Genomic DNA, 23,911 nt, shown 5'->3' on the forward strand with positions numbered 1-23,911 from the left:
GATGTCCGAGCTCCACGACCAGGTCCCCACCCGCGAGAAGGTGCTGGTGATCGGCGCCGGTCCTGCCGGCCTCGCCGCCGCCGCCGCCCTGAAGGCACTGCAGGTGCCGTTCGACCTGGTGGACCGCTCCGCCCACGTGGGCGGCATCTGGGACGAGGACCGCGAGGACTCCCCCACCTGGCGCTCGATGGACATGGTCTCCTCGCGGCGCTTCACGCAGTACGAGGACATGATCCAGCCGGTGTCCTTCCCCGACTACCTGCGCCCTGAGCAGATGGGCAAGTACCTGCGCGCCTACGCCGCGCGCTACGACCTCACCGAGCACTTCCGCCCCGGCGTGGAGGTGCGCTCGGCCCGCCCCTTCTCCGAGGGCGTGTGGCAGGTGGAGTTCTCCACCGGCGAGATCCAGGTCTACGCCGCGGTGATCTCCGCCCACGGCATCTCCGAGCGTCCCCACTGCCCCGCCTGGGCGGCAGACGTGGACCCGGCGATCCGCGTGATCCACTCCAAGGAATGGACCGGGGCCGACGGCCTCGAGGGCAAGCGTGTGCTGGTGGTGGGGTCCGGGCAGTCCGCCGCCGACATCGCCGTGGACGCGGCCCGCCGCGCCCTGGAGGTGCGCTGGTCGGTGCGCACCGGACACTGGATCGTCCCGCGTCGCATCGGCGGGATGCCCGGGGACGTGGCCGCCTCCCGAGAGCCCGCCGTGCTCGGCAAGCTGAACGACAGGATCGCGGAGACCGTGCTCGGTCGCGTGGCCGGGGACCCCTCCTCGGTGGGGCTGCCGAAGCCCGCCGTGAGCCCGCTCGATGACGCGGTGATCATCTCGGACGAGGTGCTGGACCGGATCCGCGAGGGCCGCATCACCCCGATCGCCCCGGTGACCGGGGTGCGGGCCGACGGCACCGTGGTGTACGCGGACGAGTCCGACTACCGCCCCGACCTGATCGTGCTGGCCACCGGTTACGAGACCGGCGCGAACCATCTGCCGGAGGACGTGGTCCCCCGCACCGCCCACGGTGAGCTGGACCTGTTCCTGGGCGCGTTCCCGCGGGGCCGCGACGACCTGGTGGTGCTGGGGCAGAACCGGGTCTCCGGCGGTGTGCTGCCGATCCTGGTGGAGCAGGCCGACATCGCCGCGTACCTGATGAAGGCCGTGCGCGACAGCTCCCCCGCCCTCACCCAGTTCCACCGTGCCCGCGCCGGGTCGGATTCCGCGGTGCCGGTGACCACGCGCGAGCAGGGCGGTCTGCTGGGTCGGATCGGCGAGAAGCTGGGCACAGCCCCGCTGAACCGTCGTGCCGCCGAGTCCGCACCGCCCGCCACCCGCAACCCGGCCGACTCCGCCGAGGGCCGCCTGGTGCCGTTCGTGGACCGCGACCGTCTGCTGGGGCGCCTGCGCACGGTGCGCTCACTGTTCGACTGAGCGCGACCCCGGGTACTCCGGCCGTAGTCTCGTCACTCACGAACGGTGGCTCGAGACCCTGACGCAGCCGGTCCTGCGTCTGGGCAGTGCCCGTTCCCCGCAGGTTCTCTTGGACACCATCTTGCGGTGGGAGCGGGGAACGTTCCCGCGGGAACGTCATCCTGAGCGATTCCGTCAGCTCCCCACGTCGTCGGTGACGGCGGTCCAGCCCGGGCCGGAGGTCACCTCGTGCAGGGATTCAGCCAGGTCACCTCTGAGAAGCGCGCGAAGTCGGAGTCAGCACTGACGACGGGCACGCCGTACTGGACCGCGAGGGCAGCGAGTTGGGCATCCGGAACCAGGTTGCCGGTCACGCCGTGCTTCTCGATCAGCCCGCGCAGGATCGACCAGCTCGCGGGGGTGACGTCTGGCATCCATGCCGCCGGTGCCGACAACCAACCATCCACGAATCCGGCGGCCTCGCTGCCCGACAGCGGCGCCGCCATGATGCGGGGGTGGGTCGCGATGCGCAGGAACGACGCCACACTCTGCCAGGGGAGCCCTATTCTCACGTCACCGTTGAGGTGCTCCTCGAGGAACGACCGGGCGGCGGGATGATCTGCTGCCGATTCATCCACGGCGTACAGCAGGATGTTGGCGTCGATGATCATTCGTGGTCCAGGAGGTCGAGCACCGCACCGATGTCGGTGACGTCGATCCGTGCTCCGAGGGGTGCTGTGCGCTGGACGAACCGCTGCGACGTGGATCCCCGGTCCATCCCTCGCCGGGCCAAGGCCACCACGGCTTCGCTCGTGCCCAGACCCTGCTCGCGCCGCAGCCGGGCGACCTCGGCCTCGACATCGGGAGTGAGATTGACGGTGGTCCTCATGACGTCACTCTAGCATCAGTGATGCGGCAGATCTGCATCACTGATGCGGCTCCGCGATCCTGAGGTGGGAGCCCGAGAACGTTCCCGCGGGAACGTCATCCTGAGCGACTCCGTCAGCCCCGGGTCTTCTCCGGTGTCCTGCTCCGCACCGGTTCCGTACCGCGCAGGAGCGTCGCTGCAGCGAGCAGCAGCCCGACCACACTGAGGACGATGACTGCTGCCCCGCCGCGGTGCTGATCGGCCAGGGCATCCATGCGCCAGTCCCGCCCGGTGGCGCCGAACCAGCTGGCCGCCAGCAGGGTGTCCGTGGTGGACAGGACGATGCCCGCGACCAGCAGCAGGAGCACAGGCGCGCCCGCCACCGCGACGGCCCGGATCGCCCGGGAGTCACGGCGCCCGCGCTGAGCGTTCGGGTCGGGGGCGTCGCCGAGCACGGCGCGCACCAGCAGCACCGCGAGCACTCCCCCGCCGAGGGCCAGCATCTGCAGCCCCAGGTGGGCGACGTGGCTGTCCAGGGCCAGGCGCAGCAGCGGGCCGGCGTACGCCCCGGCCAGCAGGGCCACCGGGGCAGCCGCCAGCAGGGCAGCGAGCCAGGTGCGCCGGCGCACCAGCACCCTCAGGGCAGCGAGCACGGTGACGGCACTGCCGATCAGCGTGCCGGCCAGCGCCAGCAGCAGCACGTGCTGCAGCACATGGGCGGAGATCAGCACCTTGCTGTACACGTTCAACGGGCCGGAGGTGAGCAGCACCAGCACCGAGGCTCCCGCCACCAGGCGGATACTCGCCGCTCGTTCGCGTGCCGGTGCGGTGGGGCGCCACCAGGCCAGCAGCAGCACGCAGGCCAGGGCCATGCCGAAGGGGTCCGGGCGCCACTGCGTGAGCACCGCGGCGAGGTCCGGGGCCGGGGGCAGGGCGTAGCCGGAGAGCACTGCCGCGGGGCCCGGCGGGGGCGCAGCAGCCTCGGCGGGCGGTGGGGAGGAGCTCATCGCGGCGGCGAGCGACACCGCCAGTCCCAGCAGGGCCAGTTCCATCAGCGCGAGCCGGCGGTACACCGCCACCGGGGGCAGGCCCTCACCGGGGGCGGTGCGGGCAAGGCCCGTGGCGATCTGGCGGCGCTGCAGCACACCCATCGCTCCGAGGGCCAGCAGCAGCGCGGCCTTGGCGGCGGCGATCTGCACATACGCGGAGGTCACCAGGTCGCCGAGGCCGTTCATCCGCACCCCGAGGGCCCACACGCCGCTGAGGCCCAGGGCGATCCAGGCGATCAGGGCCAGGTGAGAGTAGCCGCGCACCACGGCGGCGTCGTCCCGGGAGGTGGCCGGCAGCAGCTGCAGCACGGCGAGGCCGCCCAGCCAGATGCCCACGGCCAGCAGGTGCACCATCATCGTGGAGGTGGCCACCTCGTGGTTGCTGTCGCCGGAGGCGTGCCCGGTCATCGCGGCGCAGAACATCACCGCGACCATCATCACCGTGACCACCCGCGCGAGGCCCCGGGAGGTACCGGTGACGGCCACGGCGGTGGCGGCGGCGCTGACCAGCAGCGCGGTCAGCAGCCACACCCCGAGGTCGGTGGCGAGGTACACGGCGAGGTCGGAGCCGAAGCGTTCGGAGCCGACGGGCTGGCCGGTGGCGATCGCGTAGGAGAACAGCAGGGCCAGCCCCCGGGCCACGGTGGTCACGCCCACGGCGACCGCCACCACCAGCATGGCGCGGGAGCGGTCGGCGGGTACGCGCAGCAGCCAGCCGGCCAGCAGGGCGCCGCCCAGGGCGATGGCCCCGGCGAGGTCGGCGACCAGGGCCGCGATGGGCGCACCGGCGCCGGCGATCGCCCCTGCATTGCGCAGCACCACGTTCCCGGCTCCGGCGGCGTCGGCCGCGAGCACGGCGATCACAGCGAGGATCAGCAGGACCGCACCGGTGACCACGGCCGGGACGATCGGGGGCCTGGTGCTCACGAACCGATCACCAGTCCCAGCCACAGCGCGGCCATGCCGGTGCCCACGGTCAGCAGCACGTAGGCGAAGCCGAGCACGGTGGCCCCGCGGCGCACCAGGTTCACCACGTCCAGGGCGGCGGTGGAGACGGTGGACAGTGCACCGCAGAAACCCACCCCCAGCAGCATGAATGCGAGCTCCGCCGAGCCTCCCACCGCGCCCAGGCGCATCACCAGGATGCCCAGCAGCAGGCAGGCCAGGATGTTCGCGATGAAGGTGGGCCAGGGCACCAGCTCCAGTCCGGTGGCAGGCGCGGCACGACCCGCTTGCTGGCGGGCAGCGGAGCGTCGGGTCATGAACTCGGCGATGCCCCAGCGGGCAGTGGCACCGAGGGCCCCGCCGATCACGACGGCCAGGGCGCTGAGCAGGAGGGTCATGCGCGCTCCTCCTGGTCGGGGCGGGCGAGGCGACGGGCGAGCAGCAGGCCCGCCACCAGCGCCCCGATGCTGAGCAGGAGGGAGAGGGAGGCATAGACGATCGCGAGGATCGCGAAGTCGGCCCCCATCATGGCGGCGCCGTCCAGCACCGCGGCGGACATGGTGGTGAAGCCGCCGCACAGCCCGGTGCCCAGCAGGGGCTGCATCCAGGGGCGGCCGGGGCGCACCTCGAGCACCCCGGCCAGGGCGCCGAGCCCCAGGCAGCCCAGGGTGTTGGCCAGCAGCGTGGCCTCGGGCAGCTCCACCAGGGTGGGGGTCGCCAGGGACGGCATCGCCACGCCCAGCAGGTATCGCAGCAGGGCACCGAGGGCGCCGCCGGCGGCGACCAGCAGCGCCACCTTCAGCGTGGGAAGGGGTGCGTGGGTGGGGCCGGAGGTGAGGGTGTCGGCCTCCGTGTCGTCGTCCATCCGCAGCGCAGCCATCTCGACGGTGCGCATGCGGGGGTCGTCGCCGCGGGCCGGCGGGCGCTCGGAGGGGGAGGTCACCGGCCCAGGGTACCGAGGTCGGCGCGCTGGAGCCGGTCAGGCTGCCGCCTGCGCACAGCGGGCGGGGTCAACCCCACACGAGACCCAGCGACGGGTCCTCCAGCACGGCGGAGATGTCGCGCAGAAGTTCCGCCCCCAGTGCCCCGTCGATCAGGCGGTGGTCGAAGCTCAGTGCCAGCTGGGCGACCTGGCGGGGAACCACCTGTCCGTCCACCACCCAGGGCTTCTCCTTGATCGCGCCGACGCCCAGGATCACGGACTCCCCGGGGTTCAGGATCGGGGTGCCCGAGTCGATGTTGAACACGCCGAAGTTGGTGATGGTGATGGTGCCCTCACGGGTCGCGGAGAGCGGCGTGCGGCCGGCCCTGGCCGTCTTGGCGAGCTCGTCGATCTGCTCGGCCAGCTCCCGCAGGGTCATCAGGTGGGCGTCCTTGATATTGGGCACGATCAGGCCGCGCGGGGTGGCCGCGGCGATGCCGAGGTTCACGAAGTGCTTGTAGACGATCTCGCCGGCGTCCTCGTCCCAGGAGGCGTTGACCTCGGGGTTGCGGCGGATCGCGGTCAGCAGCGCCTTGGCCACGACCACCAGGGGGCTCACCTTCACGCCCTGCCATTCGCGGGAGGCGCGCAGCTGCTGCACGATCCGCATGGCCTCGGTCATGTCGATCTCGTTGAACACCGTCACGTGCGGGGCGGTGAAGGCGGAGGCCACCATCGCCTCCGCGGTGCGCTTGCGCACCGAGCGGATCGGCACCCGGGTGGTGCGCTCGTCGCTGGTGACGCCCGCGAAGGGCTGGTGGAGGCTGGACTTCATCGCCGCGTCCAGGCCGGCGGGGGCCTGCGGGGACTCCTCGGGGAAGTACTGGCCGTCGTGCACGGTGACGGTGTCGCCGCTCATGGCGCGCTGCTGGGCGGCCAGCACGTCCTCACGGGTGACCGTGCCATCGGGCCCGGTGGCCAGCACGTCGGCGAGCGCGATGCCGAGGTCGCGGGCGAGCTTGCGCACGGGGGGCTTGGCGAGGATCCGGTCGATGGGGACCTGGGTGTCCTCCTCCTGGGTGGTGCGGCGACGGCGGCGGCGCTGCGGGGCCGACGGGGCGCCGTAGCCGACGAGGTTCTTGGGCTGGTCCTCGTCCTTCGGCTCATCGTCCTCGGAGGCGGCCTGGGCGGTCTCCTGCGGGGTGGACTCCACGGCCTCGCCCGCGGCGGGGCTCTGCTGCGGGGCGGGGCCGCCGCTGGTGTCGACCTCGAACAGGGGGGCGCCGACGGGCACCTCCTGGCCCACGGACACCAGCACCTTGGTGACGGTGCCGGCGACGTGGCTGGGCAGTTCGACGGCGCTCTTGGCGGTCTCCACCTCGATCACCGCGTCGTTGATGGCGACGGTGTCGCCGACGGCCACCTTGATGTCGACGATCTCGGCCTCGGTGAGGCCCTCACCGGGGTCGGTGAGGTTGATCCGCACGATGCTACCGGTGGCCTGGGGGTCGGTGGGCTCAGCCATGGGGTGATCCTTCCACAGGGGTGGGTGCGCTCAGTGTGCGAGGACGCGGTCCACCGCGTCCAGCACCCGGTCGAGGTCGGGCAGGTAGGCGTGCTCCATGCGGGCCGGTGGGTAGGGGGTGTGGTAGCCGCCAACCCGCAGCACGGGGGCTTCGAGGTGGTAGAAGCACTCCTCGGCCACGCGCGCGGCAATCTCCCCGCCGAGACCACCGACGACGGGCGCCTCGTGCACGATGACGAGGCGGCCGGTGCGCTTCACGGACTCGTAGATCGTGGGCAGGTCCAGGGGTGCCAGGGAGCGGGCGTCGATCACCTCGAGGTCCACGCCGTCGGCCGCGGCGGCCTCGGCGCTCTCCAGGGCCAGGGGCACGCTGGGGCCCCAGGCGAGCAGCGTGGCGTCGGTGCCGGGGCGGGCCACGGCTGCCTGCCACGGGGGCAGCTCGGGGCGGTGGTCGGGGTCCACGTCGCCCTTGACCCAGTAGCGGCGCTTGGGCTCCAGCATGATCACCGGGTCGTCGCTCTCGATGGCCTGGCGGGTCATCCAGTAGGCGTCCTGGCTGGTGGCGGGGGCCAGGATGCGCAGCCCGGCGGTGTGGGCGAACAGCGCCTCGGGGCTCTCGGAATGGTGCTCCACCGCGCCGATGCCGCCGCCGTGGGGGATGCGGATCACGATCGGCATGCTCACGGCGCCCTGGGTGCGGTAGTGCATCTTGGCGACCTGGGTGGTGATCTGGTTGAAGGCGGGGAACACGAAGCCGTCGAACTGGATCTCCACCACGGGCCGGTAGCCGCGGTAGGCCAGGCCCACGGCGGTGCCGACGATGCCGGCCTCGGCCAGGGGGGTGTCCACCACGCGCTGGGAGCCGAACTCGGCGTGCAGGCCGTCGGTGACGCGGAAGACGCCGCCCAGCACGCCCACGTCCTCCCCCATGATCAGCACGCGGTCGTCGGCGTGCATGGCGTCGCGCAGGCCGGCGGTGATGGCCTTGGCGATCGGCAGGGTGCTGGAGGTGGTGCTCATCGGCCGGTCCCCTCGTCGGTCTCGAACTGGGCGGCGTACCGCAGGTACTGCTCCCGTTCGCGCTCCACCACCGGGTGGGGCTCTGTGTACACGTGGTCGAACATGGCGATCGGGTCCGGGTCGGGCATGTCGTGGATGAAGTGGTGCAGGCGCATGGCGAGGTCGTGGGCCTCCTCGTCGCAGGCCTTCACGAAGTCCTCGTCGATCTGGTCCAGCTGCTCGAGGTGGAGGCGCAGGCGCAGGATCGGGTCCTTCTCGCCCCACTCCTGCTCCTCCTGGCTGCTGCGGTAGCGGGAGGCGTCGTCGCTGGTGGTGTGGGCGGCCATGCGGTAGGTCATGGCCTCGATGAAGCGGGGGCCCTGGCCAGCGCGGGCGGAGTCCATCGCCGAGCGCACGGCAGCCAGCACGGCCAGCACGTCGTTGCCGTCCACGCGGATCGAGGGGATACCCCAACCGCGGGAGCGCTGGGCCAGCGGCACGCGGGTCTGCACGGATGTGGGCACGGAGATCGCCCACTGGTTGTTCTGGGTGTAGAACACCACCGGCGCCTGGAAGGAGGCGGCGAAGGTGAAGGACTCGGAGACCTCGCCCTCGCTGGAGGCGCCGTCGCCGAACAGGGCCAGCACCGCGGTGTCGGTCTCGAGGTCGCCGGTACCGACAACGCCGTCGCGCTGCAGGCCCATCGCGTAGCCCACGGAGTGGGGCGCCTGGGAGCCCAGCACGATCATGTACGGGTGGGTGCGCAGCTCGTAGGGGTCCCAGCCGCAGTGGGAGATCCCCCGGTACATCTCCAGCAGTCGCATCGGCTCGATGCCGCGCGCCCAGGCCACGCCGTGCTCGCGGTAGGTGGGCACCAGGTAGTCCTGGGTCCTGGCCGCGTGGCCGGCGCCGATCTGGGCGGCCTCCTGGCCGAGCGCACTGGCCCACAGGCCCAGCTGGCCCTGGCGCTGCAGGGAGGTGGCCTCGAGATCCGCCGCGCGGATCATCACCATGTCGCGGTAGTAGCCGCGCAGGCGCTCCGGGGAGGCGAGATCCGCACCGGCACCGTTCACGGCGGCGCCGTCACCTGCCAGGACGGCATCGAACTCCTCGTGCGGGGTGCGGGTGCCGTCGGGCCCCAGGAGCTGGATCATCGGCTCCTGGTCGGCGACGGAGGGGATGGTCGTCGAGAACGCGCTCACGACGGAATCGTAACCTACGGTTCCGTAGGTATGAAGGCGGTGTGCCTCACTCGGCGACGGTTCCCTTCCTCGCCTCCTGCTCGGCGAACAGAGCGTCGAGGTCCAGGGGCTCCTGATCAGCGTCCAGGTCCTGCACCGGCAGCGGGCAGTCGCCCAGGTCGTTGATCGGCAGGCGCTCGCCGCCGCGGTTCATCGACTGGTGGGCGATCACCCCGGGCAGGGTGTAACGGGCGGCCTGCCAGGCGTTGACCATCGGCTGCATGCCGTCGACCACGGCGCGGGCGAAGTCGTCCACCAGGAAGTGGTGGGCACCCTCGTGGCCGTTGGGCTTGCCCTGGAACTCCTTGGGCAGGCGGGCCTGGTTGTGGGCTGAGGCGGCGCCGGCCACGAAGGCGTCGCGCAGCGCCGGGGACACATCGGCCAGGCGCGGATCGTCCAGGCTCATGGTGGCATCGGTGCTGATCAGGTCGGTCACCTCCAGCACGCGCTCCTTGTCGTGCCAGTAGGTCACCTCGATGGTCTCCTCGAAGGAGGAGTCCTCACCGAAGAAGCGGAAGCGGGACTCGCGCTTGTGGGAGGGGTAGCCCACGCGGCGCAGCTCGTTGGTGCGGAAGGCGCCGCCGTTGTCCATCTCGAACAGGGCGAAGGCATTGGAGACGTCGTTGCCGAACATCGAGACGTCCTTGTCGAACACGCCATCACCGCGGGTGTCGGGCCGGCCGATCGCCGAGACGGACACGGCGTGGTTGGGTATCACGCCCAGGATGCCGCCGATGGAGTGGGTGGGGTACAGCAGGGGCGGGTAGGAGGCGGTGGACTTCCACTGCTCGCCGCCGGAGTACTTATAGGCGTCGTAGAACCCCAGGTCCATGTCGTGCACGTAGTCGCCCTCGGCGTAGAACACCTCGCCGAACACGCCCTGCCGGTACAGGCGGCGGGCCAGCACCACGGCGGCGTTGTACTGGCTGGTCTCGCCCATCATGTACACCAGCCCGGTGCGCTCCACCTCCTCGGTGATCTGCCGGATCTCCTCCTCCTCGATGGCCATGGGCACCGCGGAGTACACGTGCTTGCCGGCTCGCAGGGCCATCAGGGCGTGCTCGCCGTGGGTCCAGCGCTGGGTGAAGATCGCCACCGCGTCCACGTCCGAGGCCAGCAGGTCCTCGATGGTGTCGAAGCGCCCGGCGAACGGCACACCGCGTGCTTCGACGGCGTCGATCCGCTCGGGGATGGAGTCCACCGCGTACAGGGCGTCGATCTCGGGGTGAGCGGCGAACAGCTCCGCGAAGTGCGAGCCGAACTGGCCGATGCCGACGATGCCGAGGGTGAACGTCATGGAAGGCTCCTGAGCTGGAAGAACGACGAAGTGGGGGCGGGGCTGCGGGGCTTGGGCACGGCCACGCGGCACCGGGCGGGTGGTTGCGGACCAGCCTAGTGATCGTCCCGGGCCGACACGCCACGAGCGTCCCCCGGGATGGCCGGCGGCATCCGGTCCGGGGGTCAGATCCTCCGCCAGCGGCCGTTGCGGAGCACCTCGCGCCACGGCGGGACCACCTGCCCGCGGGCAGCCATGCGGCGGCGCAGGTTGCGGCGGCACACCAGCATCCCGGTGATCCCGGCGAGGATCAGCGGGATCTGCACCGCGAAGGCGATGCGGAAGGCCTCCAGGTCGTAGGCACCGTCGGGACGCAGGGCGTCCAGCACCAGGCCGATCACCAGGATCGCCACCAGGCCGCCGACGAAACCGCCCATGATCACCACACCGGTCGCGGTGCCCAGGCGGTGCCGGGCCAGGTCCGTGCGCGGGAAGTCGAAGCCCACGTTGGAACCGGGACCGCCGATCGCCAGGCCTGCCACCAGCACGATCAGCAGCCACATAGGGGCGGGTCCCGGCCAGAGCACCAGGGCGATCAGCGGAACCAGGATGGTGGCGATGATCAGCAGCACCAGGGTGGAGCGGCGCAGCGGGTGGCGCTGGGTGAGCGCGCCGATCACGGGCCCGGAGACGATGCCTGCGAGCACCAGGACCGTCATCACCCCGGATGCCACCGGCAGCGGCAGCCGCTCCCCCGCCGTGAGGTACGGGAACCCCCACATCATGGAGAACGCGATCCCGGGGAACCCGGAGGTGAGATGGGTGAAGAATCCGAGCTGGGTGGCGGGGTGGCGGAGGATGCGTCCCAGCACCAGGGGGATGCGCCGAAGGTCCTGCTTCACGGTGGGGCGGCGCGTCCCAGGTGGGGTGGCTCGAACCAGGAGAAGTGCCAGCAGCGCTCCGCAGGCCGCCACCCCGGCAGAGGCGGTGAAGGCCGGGGCCCACCCGTGCAGGGACAGGATCATCACGAAAGGCACGGCGGAGGCGATCTGCCCCACCTGGCCCAGGATCCCGGTGAGCTGGGTGAGGATCGGGACCCGGGCGGCGGGGAACCAGGCCGGCACCAGGCGGATGGCACTGGAGAACGTGAGGGCGTCCCCCGCGCCCACCACCACTCGCGCCAGGATCGCCACGGTGACGGTGTCGGCGTGGGCCAGCAGCAGCTGACCGGCGGCCATCAGCACTGCGCCGGCGGTGAGCGTGACCCGGGAGCCGTACCGGTCCAGCAGCAGGCCGGCCGGGACCTGCGCCAGCGCATACACCAGCAGCTGCACCACCACGAAGGTGGAGACGATGGTGGCGGAGGCGCCGAAGCGCTCGGTGGCGTCAAGTCCGGCCACGCCCATGGTGGTGCGCTGGAGCACTGCCGAGGCGTAGGCGAGCACCGCCGCGATCCACACCGCGTAGGCCCGCGAGCCTCCCAGACGTGGCGCGTTGACGCTGCTCATCCGCTCTGCTCCTCCTTCGATCCGGCTCGGTCCTGCTGGCCCGCCGCCAGGAGGGTACGCCCAAGGGCCGCTCGGGGCGTACCGGCCCCAGTGGGTTGCCGTGGGCCGTCGGCGCCTCTCAGGCCTGCGCGTCGCGCTCACGCCACTGGCCGCAGATGTCGATCAGCAGGTCGTTGGCCTCCTGCTCGGCGATGGTGGCACGCACACCGTCCACCCCATAGGCCCGCAGCACCAAGCCGCGCTGCTCGGCGAAGGCGGCGAACTCGCCGCTGCGCTCGGCCATCGGGAAGTACAGGAAGTTGCCCTGCGAGCGCGGCAGGTCCCACCCGTCGGCGGCCAGGGCGCCCTGCACGCGATCGCGTTCGGCGCGCAGAGCATCGGCCCGTCGGTCGAGCTCCTCGAGCACCTCTGGCCGCAAGCAGGCCAGGGCGGCGGCCTGCGCAGGAGCGCTGGTGCCGAAGGGGATGGTGACGGCGGTGAGGGCTCGGGCCAGGCGCGGGTGAGCGATCGCGTAGCCGATCCGCAGGCCGGCCAGGCCCTGCAGCTTCGAGAAGGTGCGCAGCAGCACCACGTTGGCGTGCTCGCGAAACAGCGCGGTGGTGTCGGCGACGGTGGCGGGCTCGTGGAACTCGCGGTACGCCTCGTCGATGGCGACCACGACGTCCTCGGGCACCCGGCGTAGGAAGTCGGCGAGCGCCTCGTGGCTCAGAGCCGTCCCGGTGGGGTTGTTCGGGGTGCACAGCAGCACAAGCCGGGTCCGGTGAGTGATCGCCGCAGCCATCGCCGGCAGGTCGTGCTCGTGGCTCGCGGTCAGCGGCACGCGGACGCTGTTGCCGCCCTGGGCGCCGACGATGATCGGGTACGCCTCGAAGGACCGCCACGGGTAGACCACCTCGTCGCCCGGGTCGACGACGGCCCGCACCAGGTCGGCGATGACGGCGGTGGAGCCGGTGGAGACGCAGATCTGCTGCGGGTCGACGTCGTGCCGGGCGGCGAGCGCCTCGCGCAGGGCGAGCACGCCCATGTCCGGGTAACGGTTGCTGGTCGCCAGCGCCTCAGTCGCCGCCTCGACGACCGCGGGGATCGGGGCATAGGGCGACTCGTTGGAGGAGACCTTGAAGCGGCGTCGGCCGTCGTCCACGGACGGCTTCCCGGCGATGTAGGCGGGCAGCGCCTCGAGGCAGGCGCGGGTGCGGATCCGCTCTACGGGGGCCAGCGGGTCGGCGGCGGGCTGGTACTGGTCGGGGGCGCTGGTCTCGTTCATGCCGACAGGGTAGGGCGCGGCCGGCCGACGGGACCGGGCCGTCCGCCGTGCACCGACGTGCGCGCGGGTCAGCTCAGCTGCTCGACCGTGGCGGGATCCACGCGATGGCTCACGTCTCTACCGTGCAGGAAGCGCTCCGTCTCGTCGACGGCGGTGTCGCCCATCTCCCAGCGAGCTTCTCGCGTCGCCCCGGCCACATGGGGGGCGAGCAGCACGTTCGGGAGTCCGTACAGGGGCGAGTCGGCGGGCAGCGGCTCCTGGTCGAACACGTCGAGGCCGGCGCGCAGGCGGCCGGCGACGAGCTCGGCCTCGAGCGCCGCGGCGTCGACGATCGCGGCCCGGGCCGTGTTGAGCACGATGCCGCCGTCCGGGACGAGGGCGAGCTCCCGGGCTCCGATCATGCCGCGGGTCTCCGGGGTGACCGGCGCGTGGAGCGCGACGACCGGGTGGGCCATCGCCTCCTCGAGCCCGACCATGCGCACGCCGAGCTGCTCAGCGCGCTCGGCGGAGATGTAGGGGTCGTAGGCAACGATGTCGGTGCATCCCAGGCCCTGCAGCATGCGCAGATGCCACAGGCCCACGCGGCTCAGGCCGATGAGGCCGTGGCCCACGGCGTGGATCGCCGTCCCGTACTCGGGCTGCCGGCTCGCGGTGTAGTCGCGGGTGGTCTGCATGCCGCGGTCGTAGGTGTGGGCCTCGCGCAGCAGCATGAGCTCCATCGTGAGGGCGAACTCGGCGACAGCACGGGCCATCGGATCGCTGCCGGCCTGGGTCACGGTCACTTCGGAGGCGAAGACCTCCGGCCCAAGGGCGTCCCGCCAGGTGCCAGAGGTGTGCACGATCAGCCGCAGGCGGTCCCCGTTGACGCGGGCCAGATGCGGGGTGTCCCAGCCTGTCAGCAGCACATCGGTGGTCGAGAACAGATCCTCCGGGAGCGCGGTGGCGTCCTCCGGGAGCACGGTGACCTCACCGAGCGCGCACAGTCGCGCCCAGGCACTGTCGGTGAACAGCACGCGTCGGTGCCGGGCGGGGATGGCGACATGGATGGCGGTCATCTCAGGGGGTCTCCTGGTCTCGGGCCTCACTGCGGCGGGAGAGGCGGGTGGCGTCGGCGACGGCCTGCAGGACGGCACGGCTGCGGGGCCAGGGCAGCGGGGAAGGCGCGCCGCCGGCCATCGCGAGCAAGTGGCCGGCGAGGGTGCGGAAGCCGAAGGGGTCCTCCTGTCCGTCCTCGCCCAGGGCGATGGTCCGGGTGCCGTCGGCGGTGTCGATCTCGAGCGTGTAGTGCTGGCCGCCGACGGCGCCGTCCAGGGTGAAGACGGCCTGGCGCCCGTCGGCCTTCGCGCGACCCTCGGCGTGCCACGGCGAGGTGAGCACGCCGTCCCTCGGCGGGCCCGTCGTGCAGGCGGTAACGCGCAGGGAGGGGCCGAGGGCCAGTTCGAGCAGGTCGAGGGCGTGCACGCCCATCATGGGCACGAGCCCGCCGGCCTCGTCCTGCCAGTGGTTCTCGGGCCTCGTCCAGTAGCCGATGTCGTGGGCAGCGTGGGCGCGGGCGGCGACCGTCGCGTCACCGAGGGCGCGCAGCTGCGCGGCGACGGCCGGCGCCATACGCAGCGGTGAGCAGGTGAGGACCCTGTCCTCGTGGCCGCGGACGGCGGCGTCCAGCGCCTCCAGCTCCTGCGTCGTGGTGGCTGCCGGCTTCGTGATGAGCACGGCGGTGCTGGCCTCGAGCAGCGGGCCGACGAGCGAGGCGACCTGCGCCGGGGGCACGGTCACCAGGGCCGCCGCGCAGCCGGCGTCCACGACGTCGGCGACGGTCGCGGCCTGCTCGGCTCGCTCGGGGTGCTCGGCGAGGAAATCCTGGACCCGCGCCGGATCCTCGTCCTGCACCAGGAAGCGCACGCCGGGACGCAGGGACGCCAGGTTGCGGGCGTCGATGCGCGGGTGGCTGTTGGCGAGGCCGATGATCGCGATGCGGGTCATGCGGCGGCGTCCTCCGGGAGCCCGAGGGCTTCGGTGCCGAACAGTCGCACGGCGTTGCGCCACAGGACGTCCTCGAGCTGGTCCTGCGGGAGGTCCGCGGCGGCGATCTGTCCGAAGGCGACCGCAGGGTCCAGGAGGGTCGAGTCGGTGCCCAGCAGCACGCGGTCCGTCGGTCCGTGCGTCATGACGTGGCGCATCTGGCCGGCGAGCGCGACGGAGCAGGACGGCTCGATCCACAGGTTCGGGGTGTCGTTCGCGACCTCGGCGGCGAGGTCCCAGCGGTCCGCGCCCATGTGCCCGGCGATCACCTGGAGGCCGTCCAGGTCCTTGACGGCGCGGGCGAGGTCGACGACGTCGGTGCCCCAGGTGTGGATCAGCATGACGGTGCGCCGTTGGGCGAACAGGGCGAAGGCGTCGCGCAGCTGGGGGGAGCTCATGGTGGTGTGCGGGTAGTGGGTGTGCACCTTGACGCCGACGAAGGGGCTGCCGGGCTGCAGCCATCGGTCCATCTCCTTCTCGGCCATGTCGAGGTTGCGCTGGTTGATGACGGCGTAGCCGCGCAGGTTCTCGTTGCCCTCGAGGTCTCGGGCCATCTGCTCGTTGCCGGCGACGGCGTCGTGGAAGACGCCGCGGGAGGCGGAGACGATCTGGCGGGTGATCCCCCAGTGCTCGCACATTCGCAGGTTCTCGCGCACGTCGTCGGAGCCCATGTGGAAGAAGTAGGGCCCGGTGTGGGAGTGGGTGTCGATGATGTAGCGGGTTCGGGCGATCGGATGGAGGTCAGGCATCGGTGCTCCCGAGGTCGGCGGCGATCTGGGCGAGGTCGCGGGCGGAGGTCTCGATCTGCGCCGGGGTGAGGTTCTCGTTCACCGCGATGGTGACGAGGGTGGAGCCGACGAGGATCTCGGCCTGCGGGCAGTGCGGGCTCCCGCGCTCGCTGAGCGTGAACGGCCACCCGGAGGTGCCGAAGGTGCGGCGCTGGGTGAAGACCGGGTTGGCGTACAGGACGCGCTCGAGATAGCCGGCAGAGGCGGGGAGTCCGACGGCGCGGATCCGCGCGACGAGCTGGTCGCGGTCGATCACGGCCGGGTCGATGACGACGGGGTACAGCCAGTAGCTGTGGTCCTCGGGCCGTGGAGCGAGGGTGAGGCCGGGCCTCTCCAGCGCCTGGTCCCAGGCCTGTGCGACGCGTCGCCGGTCGGCGACGACGCCCACGGCGCGGGTGATCTGGACGCGGGCGACGGCGGCGATGAGCTCGGACATCCGGTAGTTCAGTCCGTGCTCGAGGTGCGTTCGGGTGCCCTCCTCGCGAGGCCACCCTTTGTCGGCGAAGAGCCGCGCCCGACGGGCCAGAGCGGGGTCGTCGGTGATCAGCAGGCCGCCGTCGCCGGTGGTGACGTGCTTGGACTGCTGCAGGGAGAAGCAGCCGATGTCGCCGACGGTGCCCGCGACGGCGCCCGACGGGGTCCGGGTCCAGTACGCCTGGGCGCAGTCCTCGATGATGCGGACGCCGCGGGGGCGGCACACTTCGGCGATGCCCTCCACGTCGGCGCCGCCGCCGAAGAGGTGGACGACCATCACGGCGCGGGTGCGCGGGCCGATCGCGGCGGCGACGGTCTGCGCGGTGAGGCAGCCGGTGACGGGGTCCAGGTCGGCGAAAACGGGGACAAGCCCCTCGGCGATGACGCCGATGGTGGTGCCGGCGTCGGTGATCGGCGGGACGATGACCTCGTCCCCGGGCTCGAGGTCCAGGGCTGCGACAGCGGCGTGCAGGGACGCGGTGCCGGTCGCGAAGGCCGCCGCGTGCCGGGCGCCCATCAGCTCGGCGAACTCGTGTTCGAGGGCGGGCGTATCGGTGCCGTCGACTCGCCACAGGTGGCCGCTGCGCAGCACGCGCAGAACTGCTTCCTCCTCCTCGACGCCGATCCGTCGGCCTGGGGCGCTGAAGACGTCGGGGTATCCGCTGCTCATGAGCCCGGCTCGAGCAGAGATCGGAGGGTGCCTCCGGCGACAGCCTCGAAGTCCGCGGGGCTCAGGCGTGCGTCGCGCAGGCGCCACACGGTCGGCTCGAGGTCCTGCAGCGGGCTACCGGAGCCGAAGGCGAGGTGGGAGGCGCCGACCTCGCCACACACGGTCTCGAAGGCGTCCGGGCCGAGCATCTTGCGGGTGGAGGTGACGAAGCCCGGCTCCTCCTGGGCGACCAGGAGGAAGTCCGCCATCTCGTAGTAGGTGGCGTCCAGGAAGACCACCTTGGCCCCCTTGCCGCGGAAGAAGCTGTGGACCTGTGAGAACAGCCCTTCGACGAGCATGACCATGCCGCGGGAGGCGGCCTCGTCGACGATCCGCTGGTAGCCGGGCCGTCCGGGGGCGACGTTCTGGGTGGTGGATCCGATGCGGATCGCGCGCACGCCGTCTTCGAGCCAGGCGTCCAGGCGGTCGTCGATGCCGATCGCGTCGTGGAGGTTGACGGCGTTGCAGCGGAGCCAGCCGTGGACCTGCGACCACGCCTGGAGCTCCTCGGCGCCGCCGGCCTCGTCGTACCAGCAGGCCTGGGCGGAAGCGACGAGCGCATTGGCGATGCCGCCGCGACGCAGGATCGCGTCGATCGCCTCGGGCGAGCCGTCGACGTCGGCACGGGAGGGCCACAGGCCAGCGGCCACGTCGCAGTCCAGCGCGATGGGCCGCTCGTCGGCGGCCAGCCGCTCGAAGAACCCTGGCATCGGATGCCCTTTCGGTGGTCGGTGGTCCCTGGATATCACGCAGTCGCGGGGCGCGGGCCGGATCGGTGCGGCCCGCGCTCCCGTGCTCGGACGGCCTGCCCGGTCAGCCGCGGCAGTCGGGGGCCGACTGGTCGGGGCAGCCCGGCCGCAGGTCGGAACGCGCCGTGTCCACGAGCATGGTGCGGATGCCCTCGCGGTGCATCGCGGCATCGACGGACCGGTATTCGAGCCGATACGGGCTCGACGACGGCCTGAAGGCGATCGGCCCGTCATAGACCGTCCAGGCGCCGCCATCGATCCGGTACTCGGTGCCGGTGACGGTGCCCGCGTCCTCGGCGCTGAGGGTGACGGCGAGGCGTCGCGGCCCCTTGCCGCTGGTGAAGCCCCGGGTCGCCGTGGTGACGGGTGCGGCGAGGTCGCCGCCGGCGCTCTCGGCCGCGAAGTCCCATCGATACAGGCGCGATCCACGGGCGAAGTACAGGTCGCCGCTGGCGTCCTGCGCCAGGTAGGCGACGCGGGTGTGCGCCATGCGGATGGTCTCCAGGCTGACGGGGTCCACGCGCCACAGGGCGCCGCCGGAGGTGGCGTACAGGTAGCCGTCCTCGCGGAATTCGATGTGCCGGTCGGTGCCGTACATGGAGCGGGAGACCGGGAAGATCTGCTCGGCGAGCTCCACCTCGCGGGTCTCCGGGTCGAAGCGGACGAGCGCACCGTCTGCGTTGGCCCACAGCTTGCCGGCCTCGTCGAAGCTCAGGGCCGAGACGGTCTGCGCGCCGGGCACCGGGACGACGTCATGGACCACCTCACCGGTGTCTGGGTCGATGACGATCAGGTGCGCCTCGGTGGCGACGGGATCGATGCCGTAGCCGCCGTTGATGGTGGTGCCGGCGTACAGCAGGCCGTCACGCTCGGCGAGGGAGACAGGGGCCTGGTCCTTCACGTGACCGGTGTGCACCTCCATCTCGCCACTGATCGGATCCCAGAAGGTGATGGCGCCGCCGAGGCGCCCCGACTTCGGCACCGAGGAGACGGCGACGCGGTCACCGACGCGGACGATCGACTGGGGGCGGTCCTGCTCGGAGCCGAGCTGTCGGGGCTCGGCCGGGTTGGTCCCACTGTCCCAGGGCTGAGTGGTGTCGTAAGAGGTCAGAAGGCCGTTCGGATACCGGCCCATGAGAAGCAGGTCGTCGTAGACGCCGAGGCCCTCGACCTGGCCGGCGCCGGCGAGCTGGGTGAAGGTGTCGTCGGCCGGATCGAACTGCGCCATGCTCGGCGGCGACAGGAAGCCGGGGACGTAGATCTTCCCGTCGGGCCCCGCTGCGACCTCCTGGATAGGGTTGGGGGTCTTCTCGAGGATCGACTCTCCGATGTAGAGGCCCTTGCTGCTCTCGAAGTTCCGCGCGTAGGTGCGGCCGCGGTTGTAGGTGAGGACGAGGCTGTGACCGGGGAAGGTCTCCTGGTCCTCGAACTCGTGCCAGATGTATGCGCCGGGGAACGCGTTGGGGTTGAAGCCGGTGTGCTCCAGGCGGTGGTCCTCGACGTAGTAGCGGTAGATACCGACGGGGTCGACGCCGTTGTTCAGGCGCAGCATGACGAAGCGGCCCGTCGGGTCGAGGTCGGAGATGACGCGGCCGGTGATCTTCTCGACCGTGTTCACGATCTCGAGGGTCTCGAGGTCGTAGACGACGAGGGCGTTGATCGGCTCGTAGCGCACGAACAGCAGCCCGGCGGCGATGGTGATGTCATAGGCGGTGTTCTGGACGCCGAGCGGGGACTCGACGGCGCGGACCTCGCCGGTGTCCCGGTCGATGCGGGCGAGCTCGGCGTTCGGCTGGCTTCCGGCGACGACGTAGTCCTCGTTCGCGTCGAGGCCGCGCAGGTAGGTCTCGCCGGGCAGCGGGGAGCCGAGGTCCTCGAACTCGCCGCTAGCGGGGTCGTAGGAGAACAGCAGGGCGCCCGGGTAGGTGCCGCCGTAGATCAGGCCGTCGGGGGCCGCGGTCAGGCGCCACACGCCCTCGCCCTCGAACGGGGTGCCGAGGTCGGTGATCTCGGTGTCGCCCGCGCCCCAGGAGTACATGTCGCCGTCGGTAGAGCCGAAGTAGACCCGCTGATCGTGCGGGGAGTACGCGGTTGCCCAGGAGTTCTTGCCGCGCGGGGCGCGCTGGAAGAAGGCGAGCTCCTGCTTCTCGACGTCGACGACCTGGAGCATGATCGGCACTTCGTCGTTGCCGTTGCTCACGTAGAAGGCGTAGAGGCGCCCGTCGGATCCGACGCCGAGCGAGGAGTCGGGCGAGAGCACGGAACCTGGGATCGCGTAGCCGAGGTCCTGCTCGGCACCGGGCACAGGTGTCGCCGCCTGGTCATCGGCGACGGCCGGAGCGCCGGGCGCGCCGAGGGTGACACCCAGCGCGAGGGCCAGTACCAGGACGAGCAGTCTCAGGGCCCCGGGGCGGGCCGCGGTGACGGTCGTGGGAGTGCGCATCCATCCTCCTCGATAGAAAAGCGTTTCTGTACCGTACCCTAGCAGCCCTAGCCACACCACCCTTCTCGGACAGCGAATCCGCTCGACAGCGTCTCGAGCGACCACATCGTCGGTCTCCATTGCGAGCCGGACAGTAAGGCTTTACTATCGGACCACATCGTCAAGGAGGATCCGATGACACTGCACCGCCCTGAGGACGAGACGGCGCTCGACGAGCTACTGTCCGCGCCGACCCCCGGCGTCACCGAGGCCCTGTCCGCGATCGACGGGGACATCGTCCTGCTGGGCGGCGGTGGCAAGGTCGGCCCCACCCTTGCACGCATGGCGCGCCGCGCGCTCGACGAGGCCGGTTCCGACTCCCGCGTGATCTCCGTGTCCCGCTGGTCCGACGAGACGGCCGCCGCCTCCTTGCGCGAGCACGGCATCGAGATCGTCTCGGCCGACCTCTCCGACCCCGACTCCTGGGCGGGCCTGCCTGACGCCGGCGCGGTCATGTATCTACTCGGCCACAAGTTCGGTGCCACGGGGAATCCGGCGAAGACCTGGTGGCTCAACGCCGTCGTCCCCGGCTTCTGCGCCTCCCGCTACCGCGGGGTCCCCTCCGTCGCCTACTCGACCGGCAACGTCTACCCGCTGCGCCCGGTCTCCAGGGGTGGCGCCACCGAGCAGGATCCGATCGGCCCCGTCGGCATGTACGCGCAGTCCTGCGCGGCGCGCGAGCAAGCCTTCGCCGAGGCCGCCGACCGCTGGGGCACCCCCACTGCGATCTACCGGCTGAACTACGCCTGCGAGCTGCGCTACGGCGTCATCGCGGACATCGCCCGCACCATCGCCGAGGGCGCCCCCGTCGACGTCACCATGCCGGCCGTCAACGTCGTGTGGCAGCGCGACTCGAACGCCTGGAGCTTGCAGACCCTGGCGCACGCCTCGAACCCGGCCTTCGTCCTCAACGGCACCGGCCCGGAGACCCTCTCCACCCGGTACATCGCCGAGGTCCTCGCCGAGCACGCCGGCTGGGACCTGGAGATCACAGGCGAGGAGGCGAACACCGCTCTGCTGAACAACGCCGCCCGCGCCCACGAGATGTTCGGCTACCCGAGCATCCCGCCGGCCACGATCATCCGCTGGGTCGCCGAGTGGGTCAGCAGCGGCGCCCGAACGCTGGGCAAGCCCACCAAGTTCCAGCAGCGGGACGGTGGCTTCTGATGCATTTGTTCGGCACCCCGCCCCACGTCATCCCCGCCCATCCGCTGGCCGTCGACGAGGACGGCCACCCCGACTGGGCCGCGCAGCGCCTGCTGACCCGCTACTACCTGGCGGCCGGCGCCACCGGCCTCGGCGTCGCCGTCCACACCACCCAGTTCGAGGTCCACGACGATCGCGGTCTGCTGCGCCGCGTCTACACCGAGGCCGCCGAGGTCGCCGAGAGCTTCGGCCCGGAGGCGACGCTGGTGGCCGGCATAGTCGGCGATGCGCGCACCGCCGCCGAGGAGGCCGCCCTGGCGGCGGACCTCGGCTACGAGGCGGCGCTGCTCTCCCCGCACGGGCTCACCGACCGCACTGAGCGCGGCATCCTGGACCGCGCCCGCGCCGTCGCCGCGGAGCTACCGATCGTCGGCTTCTACATGCAGGAGTCCGTTGGCGGTATGTATCTCTCCCCCGCCTTCTGGGAGGAGCTGCTCACCATCGAGCGGCTGGTCGGCATCAAGGTCGCACCCTTCGACCGCTACCGGACGAAGGACATCATGGAGCAGCTCGCCCTCAGCGGCCGCGAGGACGTCGCACTGCTGACCGGCAACGACGACGCGATCGTCCCGGACCTCATGACCCCCTTCACCGTGGACGGCCGCGAGATACGCTTCCGGGGCGGTCTGCTGGGCCAGTGGGCGGTGGGCACCCGCGCCGCCGTCGAGCTGACCGGCCGCCTCTGGAAGGGCCATGACGGTCCTGTCCCGCAGGAGCTGCTCGATACCGGCATGGCCATGGTCGACGTGAACCAAGCCGTCTTCGATCCGCAGAACCGCTTCGCTGGCTCCATCGCCGGCGTCAACGAGATGCTGCGCCAGCAGGGCCTGCTGCCCAGCTCCCGCTGCCTGTCCGACACCGAGATCCTCTCTCCCGGCCAGGCCGACCGCATCCGTCTCGTCCGCGAGCGTCACCCCGAGCTCCTGGACGAGGACTTCATCGCCGAGAACATCGACTCCTGGCGCGAGGACATCGCCTGAGGAGCACCGCCCGTGGCCGGCGTCGCCGTCGGTCACGGGAGCACAACGATCAGCCCACCGCATCGACCCCGAAACGCCTGATAGATAACCTTTTCTCACAGCAGTTGCCAACCCCTAAGGAGAGACGCCATGACACCGAAGTCATCGCACCGCGCCCCCATCTCGACGACCTCCCGCCGCATGTTCCTGGGCTCCGCCGCCGCCGTCACCGCGGCGGCCAGTCTCGCCGCCTGCGGCGGCGGCGGCGACTCGGGCAGCGTCTCCGGCAGCTCCGAGATCGTCCTGTGGATGTACCCGGTCGTCCCGGACGAGAACAAGAGCCAGGAGTTCTGGAACAAAGTCAAGGACGACTTCAACAGCAAGAACGAGGATGTCCAGCTCGCCATCGAGCTGCTGCCCTGGGACGGCCGCGACGAGAAGATCGCCACCGCGATCGCCGGCAAGGAGGGCCCGGACATCGTCCTGCTCACCCCGGACCTCACCCTGAACTACTTCACCACCGGCGGCCTCAAGCCGGTGGACAAGGCGATCGAGTCCATCAAGGACGACTTCCTGCCCAGCTCCCTGGAGGCGGTCACCTTCGAGGGCGGCCTGTACGGCGTCCCGATCTACAACACCTCCACCACCACCGCCTACAACAAGAAGCTCTTCGAGGAGGCCGGCATCGACGCCCTCCCGGAGACCTGGGACGAGGTCAAGGCCGCCGCTCCCGCCCTCGCCGAGAAGGGCGTCGTGGCGATGGACTACGTCGGCTCCCCGAACATGACCCTGAACCTCAGCTTCTACCCGCTGCTGTGGCAGGCCGGTGGCACCGTCTTCACCGAGGACGGCTCCGACATCGCCTTCGACGGCCCCGAGGGCGTCGAGGTCCTGCAGTTCCTCGTCGATCTCAAGGGCATGGGCGGCATCCCGGAGGACGCCGCCACCAAGGACAACGACGTCGAGGGCGGCGGCCTGGGCAACGGCAAGACCGCGATGGGCTACGCCCTGTCCATGTCCGAGGTCGAGCTCATGAAGGCCGGCGTCGGCGAGGAGAACGTCGTGGTCGGCCAGCCGCTGAAGAACAAGGAGCAGGCGAGCTTCGGCATGCCGGGCGTCCTGGCGCTCACCGCGATCAACGAGAACGAGGACGCGGCCGCCAAGGTGCTGCAGTACCTCGCCTCGCCCGAGGTGACCGACGAGCTCATCAAGATCGCCAGCCAGTTCTCCTCGCTCAAGGACGCCGCCCCGCCGGCGGACGACGAGGCCACCAAGGCGTTCACCGAGGCGCTCGAGTACGCGCGCCCCGGCGAGATCTACCCCAAGTCGCGTCAGGTGATGGAGGTCCTCAAGCCCCACATCCAGTCCGCGCTGCAGGGTGACAAGACCCCCGAGGAGGCCATCAAGGCGGCCGCCGAGGAGGCGCGCGGGGTCCTCGGCTGATCCCGTCCGCCATCGCTTGACACGGGGAGCGGTCGCGGCTGTGCCCGACCGCTCCCCGCTTCCCTGAGGAGACCCCC

Annotated in this window: 21 protein-coding genes; 4 read left to right on the forward strand and 17 right to left on the reverse strand. The window is 71.4% G+C overall.

Features of this window, described 5'->3' with window-relative positions:
• Position 1: 1 nt before the first annotated feature.
• Positions 2-1,426, forward strand: coding sequence for a flavin-containing monooxygenase (locus JOD52_RS13225; RefSeq protein ID WP_204410463.1), 1,425 nt, complete (start codon positions 2-4; stop codon positions 1,424-1,426).
• Between the two features lie 221 nt (positions 1,427-1,647).
• Here JOD52_RS13225 and JOD52_RS13230 read toward each other — a convergent pair whose 3' ends face one another.
• The 17 genes from JOD52_RS13230 to JOD52_RS13310 form a co-directional block, all read right to left on the reverse strand.
• Positions 1,648-2,076 carry a TA system VapC family ribonuclease toxin gene (locus tag JOD52_RS13230; RefSeq protein ID WP_204410465.1) on the reverse strand — a complete coding sequence of 143 codons (429 nt, stop codon included), beginning with the start codon at positions 2,074-2,076 and terminating at the stop codon, positions 1,648-1,650.
• Entirely contained in the window at positions 2,073-2,294 is a 222-nt protein-coding gene (locus JOD52_RS13235) for a hypothetical protein (protein WP_017824369.1), read from the reverse strand. The genes JOD52_RS13230 and JOD52_RS13235 overlap by 4 nt, the downstream gene beginning before the upstream one ends.
• A 113-nt stretch (positions 2,295-2,407) precedes the next feature.
• Positions 2,408-4,249: a cytochrome c oxidase assembly protein gene (locus JOD52_RS13240; RefSeq protein WP_204410467.1), complete on the reverse strand. Its 1,842-nt coding sequence runs from the start codon at positions 4,247-4,249 to the stop codon at positions 2,408-2,410.
• Entirely contained in the window at positions 4,246-4,665 is a 420-nt protein-coding gene (locus tag JOD52_RS13245) for a fluoride efflux transporter FluC (RefSeq protein WP_204410469.1), read from the reverse strand. The genes JOD52_RS13240 and JOD52_RS13245 overlap by 4 nt, the downstream gene beginning before the upstream one ends.
• On the reverse strand, positions 4,662-5,210 hold the full coding sequence (locus JOD52_RS13250; RefSeq protein ID WP_259784924.1) for a CrcB family protein: 549 nt from the start codon (positions 5,208-5,210) through the stop codon (positions 4,662-4,664). The genes JOD52_RS13245 and JOD52_RS13250 overlap by 4 nt, the downstream gene beginning before the upstream one ends.
• A gap of 67 nt (positions 5,211-5,277) precedes the next feature.
• Positions 5,278-6,714, reverse strand: coding sequence for a dihydrolipoamide acetyltransferase family protein (locus JOD52_RS13255; RefSeq protein ID WP_204410471.1), 1,437 nt, complete (start codon positions 6,712-6,714; stop codon positions 5,278-5,280).
• A gap of 30 nt (positions 6,715-6,744) precedes the next feature.
• Positions 6,745-7,734, reverse strand: a complete 990-nt coding sequence (locus tag JOD52_RS13260; protein WP_204410473.1) for an alpha-ketoacid dehydrogenase subunit beta — start codon at positions 7,732-7,734, stop codon at positions 6,745-6,747.
• Positions 7,731-8,867, reverse strand: a complete 1,137-nt coding sequence (locus tag JOD52_RS13265; protein ID WP_204411718.1) for a thiamine pyrophosphate-dependent dehydrogenase E1 component subunit alpha — start codon at positions 8,865-8,867, stop codon at positions 7,731-7,733. Before JOD52_RS13265 ends, JOD52_RS13260 begins: the two co-directional genes overlap by 4 nt.
• Before the next feature lie 94 nt (positions 8,868-8,961).
• Positions 8,962-10,251: a Gfo/Idh/MocA family protein gene (locus JOD52_RS13270; protein WP_204410475.1), complete on the reverse strand. Its 1,290-nt coding sequence runs from the start codon at positions 10,249-10,251 to the stop codon at positions 8,962-8,964.
• Between the two features lie 164 nt (positions 10,252-10,415).
• Positions 10,416-11,738: an MFS transporter gene (locus tag JOD52_RS13275; protein WP_204410476.1), complete on the reverse strand. Its 1,323-nt coding sequence runs from the start codon at positions 11,736-11,738 to the stop codon at positions 10,416-10,418.
• 118 nt (positions 11,739-11,856) lie between these two features.
• Positions 11,857-13,002 (reverse strand): histidinol-phosphate transaminase, encoded by a 1,146-nt coding sequence (locus tag JOD52_RS13280; RefSeq protein ID WP_204410478.1) that lies wholly within the window; start codon positions 13,000-13,002, stop codon positions 11,857-11,859.
• A 68-nt stretch (positions 13,003-13,070) separates the two neighbouring features.
• Positions 13,071-14,057, reverse strand: a complete 987-nt coding sequence (locus JOD52_RS13285) for an NAD(P)-dependent oxidoreductase (RefSeq protein ID WP_204410480.1) — start codon at positions 14,055-14,057, stop codon at positions 13,071-13,073.
• A 1-nt stretch (position 14,058) separates the two neighbouring features.
• Positions 14,059-14,985 carry a Gfo/Idh/MocA family oxidoreductase gene (locus JOD52_RS13290; protein WP_204410482.1) on the reverse strand — a complete coding sequence of 309 codons (927 nt, stop codon included), beginning with the start codon at positions 14,983-14,985 and terminating at the stop codon, positions 14,059-14,061.
• On the reverse strand, positions 14,982-15,773 hold the full coding sequence (locus JOD52_RS13295) for an amidohydrolase family protein (protein WP_204410484.1): 792 nt from the start codon (positions 15,771-15,773) through the stop codon (positions 14,982-14,984). The genes JOD52_RS13290 and JOD52_RS13295 overlap by 4 nt, the downstream gene beginning before the upstream one ends.
• Positions 15,766-16,956 carry a DegT/DnrJ/EryC1/StrS family aminotransferase gene (locus JOD52_RS13300; protein WP_204410486.1) on the reverse strand — a complete coding sequence of 397 codons (1,191 nt, stop codon included), beginning with the start codon at positions 16,954-16,956 and terminating at the stop codon, positions 15,766-15,768. The genes JOD52_RS13295 and JOD52_RS13300 overlap by 8 nt, the downstream gene beginning before the upstream one ends.
• Positions 16,953-17,705: a hypothetical protein gene (locus JOD52_RS13305; RefSeq protein WP_204410487.1), complete on the reverse strand. Its 753-nt coding sequence runs from the start codon at positions 17,703-17,705 to the stop codon at positions 16,953-16,955. Before JOD52_RS13305 ends, JOD52_RS13300 begins: the two co-directional genes overlap by 4 nt.
• A gap of 103 nt (positions 17,706-17,808) precedes the next feature.
• Complete coding sequence (locus tag JOD52_RS13310; protein ID WP_204410489.1) at positions 17,809-20,187, reverse strand: hypothetical protein; 2,379 nt, start codon at positions 20,185-20,187, stop codon at positions 17,809-17,811.
• A 174-nt stretch (positions 20,188-20,361) separates the two neighbouring features.
• Here JOD52_RS13310 and JOD52_RS13315 point away from each other — a divergent pair, with 174 nt between their 5' ends.
• From JOD52_RS13315 to JOD52_RS13325, 3 genes are all read left to right on the forward strand, one after another.
• Complete coding sequence (locus JOD52_RS13315) at positions 20,362-21,393, forward strand: NAD-dependent epimerase/dehydratase family protein (protein WP_204410491.1); 1,032 nt, start codon at positions 20,362-20,364, stop codon at positions 21,391-21,393.
• Positions 21,393-22,412: a dihydrodipicolinate synthase family protein gene (locus JOD52_RS13320; RefSeq protein WP_204410493.1), complete on the forward strand. Its 1,020-nt coding sequence runs from the start codon at positions 21,393-21,395 to the stop codon at positions 22,410-22,412. Before JOD52_RS13315 ends, JOD52_RS13320 begins: the two co-directional genes overlap by 1 nt.
• A gap of 129 nt (positions 22,413-22,541) precedes the next feature.
• A complete protein-coding gene (locus tag JOD52_RS13325) occupies positions 22,542-23,834 on the forward strand; it encodes an ABC transporter substrate-binding protein (protein ID WP_239551903.1) in 1,293 nt (430 codons plus the stop codon).
• Positions 23,835-23,911 lie beyond the last annotated feature (77 nt).

The organism is Brachybacterium muris (assembly GCF_016907455.1).
GTDB lineage: Bacteria > Actinomycetota > Actinomycetes > Actinomycetales > Dermabacteraceae > Brachybacterium > Brachybacterium muris.